This is a genomic window from Nocardia sp. NPDC041819, assembly GCF_055590505.1.
The window spans coordinates 180,199-192,508 of record NZ_JBVJAP010000012.1; the positions used below are offsets into that span (position 1 = coordinate 180,199).

At 69.2% G+C, this 12,310-nt stretch carries 12 protein-coding genes; 4 read left to right on the plus strand and 8 right to left on the minus strand.

What is annotated here, in order from left to right; genetic code table 11:
- The first annotated feature begins 64 nt into the window (after positions 1-64).
- Together ACZ6DL_RS28650 and mmuM are read left to right on the plus strand one after the other, a co-directional pair.
- A complete protein-coding gene (locus ACZ6DL_RS28650; RefSeq protein WP_466055720.1) occupies positions 65-727 on the plus strand; it encodes a phosphate signaling complex PhoU family protein in 663 nt (220 codons plus the stop codon).
- Between the two features lie 48 nt (positions 728-775).
- On the plus strand, positions 776-1,696 hold the full coding sequence (mmuM, locus tag ACZ6DL_RS28655) for a homocysteine S-methyltransferase (RefSeq protein ID WP_466055796.1): 921 nt from the start codon (positions 776-778) through the stop codon (positions 1,694-1,696).
- A 33-nt stretch (positions 1,697-1,729) separates the two neighbouring features.
- Here mmuM and ACZ6DL_RS28660 read toward each other — a convergent pair whose 3' ends face one another.
- Both ACZ6DL_RS28660 and ACZ6DL_RS28665 read right to left on the minus strand, forming a co-directional pair.
- A complete protein-coding gene (locus tag ACZ6DL_RS28660) occupies positions 1,730-2,590 on the minus strand; it encodes an RNA polymerase sigma factor (protein WP_357126076.1) in 861 nt (286 codons plus the stop codon).
- A gap of 64 nt (positions 2,591-2,654) precedes the next feature.
- Entirely contained in the window at positions 2,655-3,527 is an 873-nt protein-coding gene (locus tag ACZ6DL_RS28665) for a haloalkane dehalogenase (protein WP_466055722.1), read from the minus strand.
- Positions 3,528-4,207: 680 nt separating this feature from the next.
- On the opposite strand from ACZ6DL_RS28665, the gene ACZ6DL_RS28670 reads away from it, so the two are divergent.
- Positions 4,208-4,930, plus strand: coding sequence for an HNH endonuclease family protein (locus tag ACZ6DL_RS28670; protein ID WP_466055724.1), 723 nt, complete (start codon positions 4,208-4,210; stop codon positions 4,928-4,930).
- A 3-nt stretch (positions 4,931-4,933) separates the two neighbouring features.
- Here the strand turns inward: ACZ6DL_RS28670 and ACZ6DL_RS28675 are convergent, their stop codons facing one another.
- Together ACZ6DL_RS28675 and ACZ6DL_RS28680 are read right to left on the minus strand one after the other, a co-directional pair.
- A complete protein-coding gene (locus tag ACZ6DL_RS28675; protein WP_466055725.1) occupies positions 4,934-5,953 on the minus strand; it encodes a zinc-dependent alcohol dehydrogenase family protein in 1,020 nt (339 codons plus the stop codon).
- Positions 5,950-6,393 carry a hypothetical protein gene (locus tag ACZ6DL_RS28680; protein ID WP_466055727.1) on the minus strand — a complete coding sequence of 148 codons (444 nt, stop codon included), beginning with the start codon at positions 6,391-6,393 and terminating at the stop codon, positions 5,950-5,952. Before ACZ6DL_RS28680 ends, ACZ6DL_RS28675 begins: the two co-directional genes overlap by 4 nt.
- Positions 6,394-6,479: 86 nt before the next feature.
- On the opposite strand from ACZ6DL_RS28680, the gene ACZ6DL_RS28685 reads away from it, so the two are divergent.
- A complete protein-coding gene (locus tag ACZ6DL_RS28685; protein ID WP_466055729.1) occupies positions 6,480-7,271 on the plus strand; it encodes a helix-turn-helix domain-containing protein in 792 nt (263 codons plus the stop codon).
- A gap of 168 nt (positions 7,272-7,439) precedes the next feature.
- Here ACZ6DL_RS28685 and ACZ6DL_RS28690 read toward each other — a convergent pair whose 3' ends face one another.
- The 4 genes from ACZ6DL_RS28690 to ACZ6DL_RS28705 form a co-directional block, all read right to left on the minus strand.
- The gene (locus tag ACZ6DL_RS28690; RefSeq protein ID WP_466055730.1) at positions 7,440-8,642 is read right to left on the minus strand and encodes an FAD-dependent oxidoreductase; all 1,203 of its coding nucleotides are present in this window, start codon (positions 8,640-8,642) and stop codon (positions 7,440-7,442) included.
- Between the two features lie 179 nt (positions 8,643-8,821).
- Entirely contained in the window at positions 8,822-9,466 is a 645-nt protein-coding gene (locus tag ACZ6DL_RS28695; RefSeq protein WP_466055732.1) for a PadR family transcriptional regulator, read from the minus strand.
- A gap of 62 nt (positions 9,467-9,528) precedes the next feature.
- Complete coding sequence (locus tag ACZ6DL_RS28700; protein ID WP_466055734.1) at positions 9,529-11,562, minus strand: MDR family MFS transporter; 2,034 nt, start codon at positions 11,560-11,562, stop codon at positions 9,529-9,531.
- Positions 11,563-11,617: 55 nt separating this feature from the next.
- A complete protein-coding gene (locus ACZ6DL_RS28705; protein ID WP_466055736.1) occupies positions 11,618-12,280 on the minus strand; it encodes a TetR/AcrR family transcriptional regulator in 663 nt (220 codons plus the stop codon).
- Between the last annotated feature and the right edge of the window lie 30 nt (positions 12,281-12,310).

Below are 12,310 nucleotides of genomic sequence, written 5' to 3' on the forward strand. Positions count from 1 at the left end.
CCGTTACCGAAGAACATCCGGCAAGGAATCGACCCCGCGCCCCTCCATGGGTGAGAATTTGGCGGTGCGCACCCAGTTCACTGCCGAGCTCATCGCGTTGACGAATGATCTGACGCTGATGTGCACGCTCGCCCACGACGCCGTCGAGCGTGTCACCGACGCGCTCGTCGACGCCGATCTCACCGCGACCTACGAGGTCTTCGCGCTCGACGAGCAGTTGCAGAAGATGTACGGCGCGTGCGAGGCGCGCACCGTGGTGCTGCTGGCATTACAGGCGCCGGTGGCCCGCGACTTGCGGCACGTGGTGACGGCGATCCAGATCGCCGGTGAACTGTCCCGCATCGGCCGGCTCGCCAGCCGCGTCGCCGACAAGGTGTACCAGAGTCATCCCGGACACGCGGCGGAGCAACCGATCCTGGACATCCTCGCCGCGATGGGCAAGCTGGCGGCCGAGCGCACGGCGCTGGCCGGGCAAGCGGTCGCGGGCCACCACCCGCTGCCGGAGGAGGAGACGCCCGCCGGTCGCCCGATGGAAACGCTGCACCGGCAGCTGCATTCCGCGCTGCGCGAACCAGCGACCCAGCCGTCCACCGAGGTAGCGATCGATATCGCCCTACTGGGGCATCACCTGGAACGCTGCGTCGACCACACGGCACGCATCGAGCGGCTCATCCGCTTCCTCGACACCGGCGTGCCACCGACCGCCCAGCCCAGCGACGACGAATAAGCCGCGTCCTACAGTGGAACCGTGCTGTACGACCCCGCGGCGGGGGCACTGATCTCGGACGGTGGATTGGCCACCGAGCTGGAGGCGCGCGGCCACGACCTGTCCGGCGCGTTGTGGTCGGCGCGCCTGCTCGTGGACGAACCCGCCGCGATCGAGGCGGTGCACGCCGCCTACTTCCGCGCGGGCGCCGACATCGCGACCACCGCGACATATCAGGCTTCCCTCGATGGTTTCGCCGCGCGCGGGCTGACCAGGACGGAATCGGTGCGGCTGTGGCAGCGCGGCGTGGCGCTGGCCCGCGCGGCGCGCGATGCCCGCGCCGGCGATGGGCGGCGCCGGTGGGTCGCCGCCTCGGTCGGCCCGTACGGCGCCGCGCGCGCCGACGGATCGGAATATCGCGGCCGCTACGGCCGCACCGTGGCCGAATTGCGAGCATGGCATCGGCCGCGTATGGAGGTGCTCGCCCAGGCGGGCGCGGACCTGCTGGCCGTGGAGACCGTTCCCGATATCGATGAGGCCGAGGCACTGGTGGAGTTGGTGAACGAGTTCGGGGTGCCCGCATGGCTCAGCTACACCATCGACGGCGACCGCACGCGTGCCGGTCAACCGCTCGCCGACGCCTTCGCGGTGGCCGCGGACTCGGCCTCGATCGTCGCGATCGGCGTGAACTGTTGCGCGCCCGCCGATGTCTCGGCCGCGGTGGAACTCGCCGCCCGCACCGGCAAGCCCGTGGTCGCCTACCCCAACAGCGGCGAAGGCTGGGATGCGGCGCGCCGTCGCTGGACCGGTCCCCCACAGTTCACGCCGGGACAAGCCCGCGACTGGTACGCGCGGGGCGCGCGGATCATCGGCGGATGCTGCCGTGTCGGCCCGGCCGACATCGCCCATCTCGCAAGGGAACTACGAGGAACTTCTCTCTTCGCCACCCGGACTGCCACCGGCTCGTCCGGCCCCGGAACGCCCGGCTGAGCGATTCGGCCGCGACGCGAGCCGCCGTTCGGGTCATGTCTGCTCGAGCATGGGAAAACGGCCGGAACCGAGCAGCCCCGCGATCGCGTCCATCTTCGCTTGCGGCGCGGCGTAGTCCGGATGAGCACGCAGCACCGACGCCGCGTCGTGCAACCGGATCATCTGCCGTTCGGCCTCGGCCGCGGTACGACCGCCCGCGCTGACCGGATGGCGCGCGTACACCGGGCGGCGCGGGTCGACCCGTCCCGAGGCGAGCGCTCGGTCCACCCGGCGCGAGCAGCGGCAGAACGCCGCGGGATCGACCAGGCCGCAGGTCGCGTTCAGGAAGTTCCCGAGCCGCTTCTTGGCTCGCTGCAAGCGCTTTCGATAGGCGGCCGGGGTGACCTCGAGGATCCAGGCGGCCTCGGCGGAACTCAGCTCGAAGACCTCACCGAGCACGAAGGCGATCCGTTCGTCGCGGGCCAGGCATTGCAACATGCCCTGGCTACAGGTGAGCCGCACCTCGGCGGTCAGCAGCACCGCTTCCGGCCCGCGGTGATCCGCCTCCGACAATCCGTCGGCCAGCCCGTCCCGGAACGAGTCCAAGCTCAGTTGCGCGGCCTCCTGCGGGGATTGCCGCCGCAGATTCAGCAGGTGATTGACGCCGATGCGATAGGCCCAGGTGAGCAGTTTCGCCTCGGCGCGCCAGCTGTGCAGATGGTCGAGGACGCGCACCATGATCTCCTGCGTCGCGTCCTCGGCCTCCGCGGGCCGCCAGACCATGCGCAGGGCCAGCCGATACAGCGGGTCCTGCAACAGGCGCACCACCTGGGCGATGGCGTCCCGGTCGCCCGCGACCGCGCGGGCGACCATGGCCTTCTCCTCCGCCGCGACCCGGTCGTGCTCGGTGCTCATCCGGCCATCATTCGGCTTGCGTCGCGGTCGGCGCAAGCACGCCCCGGTCACACCGGGCACGAGGTCACGCGCGAGCGGCCGCACCGGCCAGGGCGTGCCGGTCGAGCCACTGCGCGACCGCCCGGCCGATCTCGTCCGGCCGGTCCTCCGGCGCGTGGTGGCCCGCGGGGCCGATCGGCGCGACCTCGGCGCTCGCGAAGGTGCTCGCGGCCCAGTCGATCGCCTCCGCCGCACCCAATCCGACGCCGTTCTCCAGCGCCATCAGCAATTTCGGCACCTCGGGAGTGGCGGCCGCCCACTCGCCGTAGTTCCGCACCAGCGCGACCACGTCGGCGGGCTCGCCGTCCAGCGGGAACTCACGCGGCCACACCAGCAGCGGCTTGCGGGTGGCCGGGGTGGGGTACGGCGCCCGGTACACGTCGTGATCCTCGGCGGCCAGGTCGGCGACCCCCTTCGGCAGGTTGAACTCGATGAAGGTGTTCTCCTCCAGAATCATCCGCTCGCCCTCCGGCGAGCGGAACTTGCGGAACAACTCGGCGCCCAGCGCGGGCAGTTCGTCCCAGCGCATCGGCCGCAAGAAGGTCTCGATCAGCGCGATGCCGCGCACTCGGCCCGGATGCCGCGCGGCCCAGTCCATGCCCAGCGCGCCGCCCCAGTCGTGCCCGACCAGCACCACCCGGTCCAGGCCGAGCGCGTCGAACCAGGCGTCCAGGTAGGCGGCGTGGTCGGTGAAGCGGTAGCCGCTGTCCGGCTTGCCGGATTCCCCCATCCCGATCAGATCCGGCGCCAGCGCCCTGGTTCGATCGGCGACGTGCGGGATCACGTTGCGCCACAGGTAGGACGAGGTCGGATTGCCGTGCAGGAACACCACCGGGGTGTCCCCCACTCCGGTGTCGCGGTAGTTGATGAAGGAGTCGAGAACGTCGACGGTCGGCATGATGTGGTCCTTTCAGGTCGGGCTCGCTTGCCCACACCCGTTTCGACACACGATTCGCTTGCCTGTGACGCGAAGTGATCATCGTCACACGGGCCAGGCGGACGGTGACTCCGCACCGCACTGTCATCTCCTGTACACATCCGTACTCATGCAGTAGATGTGTGGCTGAAACTGAAGATCGGCTGAGAAATCTTTCGATCCTTCAGAACGAACTTGCCAATCGCCACGCATCCTATCTACTGTCTTGATACGTAGGACCAAGTGAGATCGAGATGGAGCGGATGCGTGCTGGCGCCCTACCCGGTAGGGACTTTCCCTGGTCACCCCCCTGATCTCGATCACCCCTGATCGTCACGAGTGAGTCCGGAGCAGGCGCGGCTCGACACCTCGGGACCTCCCCCTCATCAGCCCCGTGGTGTCGTACCAGTGCGGTTTTCGGAGTGGACAACCATCCGCACAACCGCGCGGCTCCCCAGGACTCCTCGTGATAGACCGCCCCCGAATCGGCGCCGGCACGGCGATTCGGGGGCGGGCCCACTCCTGTCCGATCGCTCTGGCGCATCGCCCGTTAACGGCCGGCTGTGCCGAATCTCATACGCGCCGTTGGGTTGGGCGAACCCTGCCACTGGATACCTTGTCGCCGGTTACAGTTTCAAGTGGGTTCGGCGTTAGGAAGTTCGATGAAGTCCACAACGCGGCGGCTGGCTCTGATCGGCATCATGGTGGCGACTTCCATCGGACTGATCTCCTGCTCCTCGGTTCACCCCAGCCAGTCGACGGCGGCGGGATGCGGTTCGGGCGGCCGGGCGTGCGCCGACGCCGCCGCCCCGATTCCCGGCCGCGACGCTCTCGCCCTGCTCAACTCCCTGCGCGTGGCGGAGCGCGCACCCAAAACCGGCTACAGCCGGGACGAATTCGGGCCGCCCTGGTCCGACAACGTCTCGGTGCCCGGCGGCGGCAACGGCTGCGACACCCGTAACGACATCCTCCAGCGCGACATGACCGACGTGACCTTCAAGTCGGGCAAGTGCATCGTCGCCACCGGGACGCTCGCCGACCCGTACACCGGCAAGACCATCGCCTTCAAGCGCGGCACGAAGTCCTCCGACGACGTGCAGATCGATCACGTCGTCGCGCTGTCGGACGCCTGGCAGAAAGGCGCACAGCGGCTTTCCGCCGAACGCCGCCGCGACCTGGCCAACGACCCGCTGAACCTGCAGGCCGTCGACGGCCCGACCAACCAGTCCAAGAGCGACTCCGACGCGGCCGAGTGGCTGCCGCCGAGCAAGGGCTACCACTGCGCCTACCTGACCAGGCAGATCCAGGTGAAGGCGGCCTACCAGCTGTGGGTCACCCCGGCCGAGAAGGACGCCATGGTGCGGATCCTGACCGCCTGCCCCTGAGCGCTAGGGAATCTCGATCACCACCTTCCCGAACGGATCACCGGTGCGGAGATACCGGTAGGCCGCCTGGGCTTCCTCGAACGCGCACACCCGGTCGATGACGGGACGCATCCGATGGACGGCGATCGCTCGGTTCATCGCCTCGAAATCCGTTCGGCTGCCCACCGCGATGCGGCGGATCGACAGATACGACGCCCCGAATGGATTGCCCGCGGGCGGGTCGGTGGCGGGCATCGCGCCGATCATCGTGATCCGCGCGTTGTACGCGCCCGACCGCACGGATTTCGCCAGTGTCGGCATGCCCACCGCGTCGAGGACGTGGTCGACGCCGGCACCGCCGGTGCGGTCCAGCACGGCGCTTTCCCAATCCGGCGTCCGGCTGCGATCGATCACCTCGTCGGCTCCGAGCGCGCGTAACCGCTCGGCTTTGCGATCGTTCGAGGTGATCGAGATGATCTCGGCGCCGTGCATTTTCGCGTGCTGTACGCCGAAAAGCGCCACCGATCCGCTGCCGACGGTCAATACGGTCTCGCCCGGCCGCACCGGCGACGGCGTGCTCAGCGCGGCCCACGCCACCACCCCGGCGCAGGTCAGCGTCGCGGCTTCCTGGTCCGTGAGGTGACCGGGCACGTGCACCACCGAATCCTCCTCCAGCACGGCATAAGTGGCGAGCATGCCGGGATAGGTGGCGCCGTACTGTTCGACGACGTGCGACTGACGCTGCGGACCGTCGACCCAGCGGACGAAGTAGGTGGCGGTCACCCGGTCGCCCACCGCGGCGCGGATCACGTCGTCACCCACGGCGATCACCTCGCCGACGCCGTCGCTGAGCGGGACGACGCCGGGGATGGCGGGCAGTGGGTACGTACCGTCCACCAGCATCAGATCGCGACGATTCAGCGACGCCGCCCGCACCCGGATCACCACCTGCCGTGGGCCGGGCACCGGCATCTCCTGCGGTGCGGCGGTCAGCGCGTCCGCGCCGCGCGAGGGGTCGAGATGGTAGGCGACGGCTTGCCTCATGCGACGCCGATGTACTGGTGATCCCACCGGATCCGGCCGTCGTCGTCGAGGGCGATGACGTCGTATCCGCCGCCCACGACGGCGCCGTCGGCCTTCGTCACCATGTGCCAGGTCAGGCCGATCAGGTTCACCGAGAGGCGCACCGCCTGCCCCTCGGCCACGAACACGTGCTCGCCGGGAGCGACGAACTCGTCGTACGCCCGGTCGACGCGGCGGTCCAGCGCTTCATAGCCACGGATCTCCACGGTCGGGATCGGGAAGGACAGCGCGGCCAACGCTTCCCGCATACCCTGCGGCGGATCCACCAGGACCTGGGCGCCGTCCTCGGACCACAGCTGCCTGATCCGCTTGCGCCTGGCTTCGGCGTCGGGCTCGTTCCACAACGCGATGTACCGTTCGGCGAATCGCGAGAGTTCTTGCTCATCCACTTTGTTGCTCATGCGGCAGAGTTTTGCCGCCGTTCGAAGTCTGTGCGATTCCCAGCAGGGTATGGCGAGCCCGCTGCCCGCCCGCCGATACTGCTGCTATGACAACGGCGATCGAGTCCACCGGGTTCGCCCGGCAGCTCAAGCATTGGCGGACGCTGCGCCGGGTCAGCCAGCTCGACCTCGCGATCCGCGCCGACACCACGCAACGTCATCTGAGCTTCCTGGAGCAGGGCCGCTCCCGCCCCGGCCGCACCATGGTGGTGCGGCTGGCCGAATCACTGGAGCTGTCGCTGCGTGAACGCAACGGACTGCTGCTGGCCGCGGGATACGCGCCGATCTTCCCCGAATCGGAACTCGACACCGGGGAACTGGCGCCGGTGCTGGAGGCGTTACGCGCCATTCTGGACGGCCATCTGCCCTACCCGGCACTGGTCGTGCGGCCCTACGGCATCCTGGTCGCCGCCAACGCCGCCTTCGACGTGCTCACCGAGGGCGCCGCGCCGTGGCTGGTGGAACCACCGGTCAACGTGCTGCGGCTCGCGCTGCATCCGGACGGCTTGGCCGCCCGCGTGGTCAACCTGCCCGAATGGGGAAGGCACGTCACCGAAGCGCTGCGCAACCGGATCGCCCGCAGCCCCGATCCCGTCCTGGACGAGCTGATCGACGAGCTGGAGACCTATCTGCCGTCCACCGAGCCGGGGCCGGAGCACCTGGGTTTCGCGGTGCCGTTGCGCCTGCGCTGCGCCGAAGGGGAATTGCGTTTGATCACCACGCTCACCTCGTTCGCCACCGCGGTGGACGTCACGCTCGCCGAGCTGCAACTGGAGGCGTTTCTGCCCGGCGACGAGCAGACCACGCGAATTCTGCGTGACCGCGCGGCACGACGCTGATCGGGGCTCTCGCGCCCGCCACGACCAGCCGATGCTGGACCGGCTCGCCATGCGGGCGGGGCGACGATCAGGAACCGTGTCGATCCGGCGGTCCGATCGCCGCCGCCGAATCGCCGCTCGCCCGAGGATCAGTCCCGCAGGTCGGCCCTGCGGGACTTCACCATCGACTCACACCGCCGCGAGTTCGCGCTCGGCCGGTGCCTCCCAATCGATCCGGTAGCGCTGTTCGGGTCCCATGGTCTTCTCCGGTTTCATCACGGTCTTGGCCATCAGCGGCATGAGCAGCTGCATGAACTTGCGTCCCACCGGCCCCGGCGTCTTGCTGTGGTTGATCTTCGCCGCGCGGGCCGCGACGCCTTCCACGCGCTCGCGCCGCAGCCGCTCGTAGACCGCGAACGCCTCCGGAGCGGGCAGATCGCGCAGGCACCTGGCCAGCTGCACACCGCTCTCGATCGCCAGCGACGCGCCCTGGCCGGAACTGTTGGAGGGGGCGTGCACGGCATCGCCGATCAGCACCATGCGTCCGCGATGCCAGTGCGGCACCGGCGGCATGATGTGCAGCGCGCCCACCACTTCCAGCTGGTCCTCGGTGGTGCGGCGAGCGAGTTCGGCGCCGGGGCTGTCGTCGCGGTAGGTCTCGCGCAGGATCTTCAACCAGTGCGCGTTCGGTACCGCCCGCGCCGCGGTGAGCGACAGGTACTCCTTGTGCGGCAGGTTCGCACCCCAGGCCACCCGCCCGTCGCCGAGCGGCCAGTACAGGTAGTACGCCCGCTTGCCGAACGCGAAGGTCATGGTGTCGGCCGGGATCTCGGCGTCGCACTCGGTGGTCGCGCCGAAGCCGAGCATGCCGGTGTAGCCGGGACCGGGGGCGTTCGGGTCGATCAGCGTGCGCACCCGCGAGCGGATACCGTCCGCGCCGATCAGCACGTCGGCGGTGGCCGTGCTGCCGTCGGCGAACCGGGCGGTGATGCCGGATTCGTCCTCGTGCACGTCGACCAGGCGCTTGTCGTACTCGAACGGCACCCCCGCCGCGGTCGCGTGCCGGTGCAGCGCTCGATGCAACTCGCTGCGGTCGACCAGTTGCAGCGGCGGCACATCGGAGAGGCCCGGCAATGCCAGCACCTTGTCTCCGACTGCCATGTTCATCTTCGTGACCGGCAGCGCGATCTCGCGGACCGGATCGCCCGCTCCGATGATGTCGAGGGCGGCGATGCCGTTGGGCGCCAGCGCGAGTCCACTGCCGATGCCGTAGGAAGGGCCGGGGTAGGCCTCGTAGACGCGGGCTTCGATGCCCGCCTTGCGCAGGGCCGTCGCGACGACGGGGCCGGCGATGCCGCCACCGATCACCAGGGCGGTACGTGTTGTGGACATGGGTGTCTCCAGGATTCGTGCGATACGGGTTTCGGTTCCCGGACCGACCCACGCGCCACCCACCCGGTTATCCTGTGGTTGCCAGCCTTGTAGCCGGGTGCGCGTTCGCGGGCGCGGTTCGAGACTGTTCGATCGGGCCCGGCGGCGGTGTTGCCGCACCACGCCGGGTCCGGTTTCGGCTAGTTCTCGGTCATCCCCCTCTCCACCAGCTCGGTGACCTCCGACGGCAACGCGCCGCGCTCGTGCCACTCACGCCATTGCGCCAGTCCCGGGAAGGTGCCCTCGGTCAGCTCGTCACGCAGCGAACGTGTCCACGCCGCCTCGGCTTCCAGCATCGCCAGCCCGAACTCGGACTCGACGACGAACAGCCGCGGCAGCGCGGCCGCGAGTTCGCCGAGTTCGCGGCGAACCGTCCCGATGGTCTGTTCCAGCGCTTCGAGCCGGGTACCGAGCAGTTCGACCACCTCGGCGGGCGGGAGAACCGCGAGAATGGACAGACCCGCGACGAACCGGTGATGTTCCGGTTCCGGAGTCGACAGCAGCTCCCTGGTCCAATCGGCCATCTCGGCGCGACCCGCGTCGGTGATCCGGTAGATCACCCGCTCCGGTCGCGCGCCCGCCCTCTCGCTGCCGACCACCTCGAGGAAGCCGACCTTGGCCATGTTCTGCACGACCGTGTAGAGCGAACCCCACTTGATCGCCATGTCGTGGTCTTTGCCCCGGTCGCGCAAGGTCTGCGCGATCTCGTACCGGTGCATCGGGCGTTCGATGATCACGGAGAGCACCGCGAGCGCCAGCAGGTTGTCGACCTTGCGTTTCTTCATCGCGGGCACCTCCTTATACTCGTGTACGAATATACGTCTACGAGTAATAAGCCGCAAGCGGTTCAGGCGGGCACCGTCTGCTGCTCCCGCGCCTGCTCTTCGAGCAACTTCGTGGCGATGTTCGTCAACGCCTGATCCAGCAGCGCGCGATCGGCGGGATCGGCTTCGTTCCAGTCGTCGAGCCTGCCGTCGAGCCAGCGCCGCCAGGCCGCCTTGATCCGGTCCAGCTCGGCGGTGCCGGAGTCGGTGAGCCGCAACCGTTGCCCCTCCCGCATCAGGTACCCCTCCGCGCCCACCTGGTCGTAGATCGGCTCGATCACCTCCTCCGGCAGTCGGTGCTCGCGCGCTATCTCGGCCAGCGTGGCGTGGCCCCGCAGCCGGTCGCGCAGATACACCTGCCCGAGTGCCCATGCCTCCCCGCGGGTGAGGTCGCTGTCCGCGTCGGCGAGGATGCGCGGGCCGATCGGATCCCCCTCCCGAGCCCTGCGCATGGTGCCCGCGATGGCCCTTTCCAGCTGCACCAGCCGATCGGGTGAGTCGGGTACCGAGAACCCCTCGCCGACATCGCCCGCGCCCGCCCGCGCGCTGTCGCGCAGCGGCACCTCGGGCAGGAACCACGCGATCACGAATCCGGCCAGCGCGACCGGCACGACCCAGAAGAACACGTGGTCGATGGAGTCCGCGTACGCGTCGATGATGGGCGCCGACTGTTCGGCGGGCAGCGCGCGCAGCGATTGCGGGTCCGCCGCCACAGCCGGTGTCACCACACCCACGCGGACCAGCGCGGCGGCGAGGTCGGGGCCGATCTCGTTGCTGTAGAGGGTGCCGAAGATCGCCGTGCCGAAGGCGCTGCCCAGCGTGCGGAAGAAGGTGACGCCGGAGGTCGCCGTGCCCAGCTGCGCGTAGGGCACGGTGTTCTGCACGACGATGGTGAGCACCTGCATGGCCAGTCCGATGCCCAGGCCGAGGATCAGCATGTACAGCGACTCCAGCCACGTGCCGGTGGTCCGGCCCATCGTCGACATCAGGTACAGGCCGAGGGCCATGACCAGCGTGCCCGCGATCGGGAAGTACCGATAGCGCCCGGTCTTGCCGACCACCTGCCCGGACAGGATCGAGGTGGTGAACAGGCCTGCCACCAGCGGCAGGGTGCGCACGCCCGACATGGTGGCCGAGACCCCGTCCACGTATTGCAGATACGCGGGTAGATAGGTCATCGAGCCGAGCATCGCGAAACCGACGATGAAACTGAGGATCGAGCACACCGTGAACACCCGGCTGCGGAACAGCCCCATCGGCAGCATCGGTTCCGCGGCTCGCGACTCCACCGCGACGAACGCCGCGAGCAGCAGCACCGCCCCGGCGAACAGGCCGATGATCGTCGGCGACCCCCACGCGTATTGCTGCCCGCCCCATTCCAGGCCGAGAATCAGGCAGGAGACGCCCAGCGCCACCAGGCCGATTCCGGCGTAGTCGATGATCGGCTTGGCGGCGGCCCGCACCCGCGGGATCGTCCGCGCCGCCAACACGATCATCACCACGGCGACCGGCACGTTCACGTAGAAGCACCAGCGCCAGCTGGCATGGTCGGTGAACAGGCCGCCCAGCGTCGGACCGATCACCGTGGTCACGCCGAACACCGCTCCCAGCGCACCCTGGTACTTGCCACGCTGCCGCAGCGGGATGATGTCGGCGATCAGCGCCATCGAGGTGACCATCAGTCCACCCGCGCCGAAGCCCTGGATGCCTCGGGCGAGCACCAGCAGCAGCATGCCGTTCGCCAGGCCCGCCACCATCGAGCCCACGATGAAGATCACGGCACTGACCTGGAATATCAGCTTGCGGCCGAACAGGTCGCCGAGTTTGCCCGCCAGCGCCGTCGCCACCGCCTCGGCGAGCAGGTACGAGGTGACCACCCACGCCATGTGCCCCGCCCCGCCGAGGTCGGCGACGATGGTGGGCAGCGCGGTGGACACGATGGTCTGGTCCAGCGCCGCCATCAGCATGCCGAGCACGATGGTGCCGAACACGATGTTGGTCTTGGCCCTGCCCATCGGGGCACCGGGGTCCGCGGCGACAGCAACCGAACCGGCCATCAGCCCAGTATGGGACTTCGCCACTTGGATGGATATCCAGCGACACGACAGCGAATCAGCCGGGCAGGTCCTCGGACGCCGTCTCGTCCGCCCGCTCGATCAGCGACATCGCGATCGGGACCAGCAGATCCACGAGCTCGGCCACCGTCGGACGCGGGTCGGCGAGCACCCACTCGTGCGCCAGCCCGTTGATCGCGCCGATCAAGGCGCTCGCACCCCACCCCGGCGCGCCACGCACCCGCGAACCCGGAGCGACCACCGGCACCACGTGCGACTCCAGCATGGACGCCCACCTGTGTCGTCGTTCGCGACGGTGCCGCTCCATCCGGTCGCTCACCCCGACCACTTCGATGAACGCGACCTTCGCGCGGTAGGGATCGGAGCCGATCGAGGCCAGGTAGGCCGTCACGACGGCGGTCATCGCGGCGGGCAGGTCGAAGCGGGGGTCGAGATCACCCAGCCGCCCCAGCACGGCGGCCGCGGCCTCGTCCTGGATCCGGTCATAGGCGGCGACCAGCACGTCCTCTCGGGCCTGGAACTCCTCGTAGAACTGCCGCTTGGACAAGCCCGCGGCGGCGCACACGTCGGCCAGCGAACAATCGGCGTAGCCGCGCTCGGCGAAGATCCGGGTGGCCGCGTCGAGGAACCGCTGACGCCGCTCGGCTTTCCGCTCCACGACGGCACGCCCGCCGTATTGCCTGCCCACTGTCGCCGTCACATCTCTCACCGTAGCGAAATCGCGGCGACC

Bases quoted from the DNA above. Each gene is read 5' to 3' on its own strand.
- ACZ6DL_RS28660 (WP_357126076.1), bottom strand. From the start codon at position 2,590: ATGAGCACCGAGCACGACCGGGTCGCGGCGGAGGAGAAGGCCATGGTC.
- ACZ6DL_RS28665 (WP_466055722.1), bottom strand. From the start codon at position 3,527: ATGCCGACCGTCGACGTTCTCGACTCCTTCATCAACTACCGCGACACC.
- ACZ6DL_RS28670 (WP_466055724.1), top strand. From the start codon at position 4,208: ATGAAGTCCACAACGCGGCGGCTGGCTCTGATCGGCATCATGGTGGCG.
- ACZ6DL_RS28675 (WP_466055725.1), bottom strand. From the start codon at position 5,953: ATGAGGCAAGCCGTCGCCTACCATCTCGACCCCTCGCGCGGCGCGGAC.
- ACZ6DL_RS28680 (WP_466055727.1), bottom strand. From the start codon at position 6,393: ATGAGCAACAAAGTGGATGAGCAAGAACTCTCGCGATTCGCCGAACGG.
- ACZ6DL_RS28685 (WP_466055729.1), top strand. From the start codon at position 6,480: ATGACAACGGCGATCGAGTCCACCGGGTTCGCCCGGCAGCTCAAGCAT.
- ACZ6DL_RS28690 (WP_466055730.1), bottom strand. From the start codon at position 8,642: ATGTCCACAACACGTACCGCCCTGGTGATCGGTGGCGGCATCGCCGGC.
- ACZ6DL_RS28695 (WP_466055732.1), bottom strand. From the start codon at position 9,466: ATGAAGAAACGCAAGGTCGACAACCTGCTGGCGCTCGCGGTGCTCTCC.
- ACZ6DL_RS28700 (WP_466055734.1), bottom strand. From the start codon at position 11,562: ATGGCCGGTTCGGTTGCTGTCGCCGCGGACCCCGGTGCCCCGATGGGC.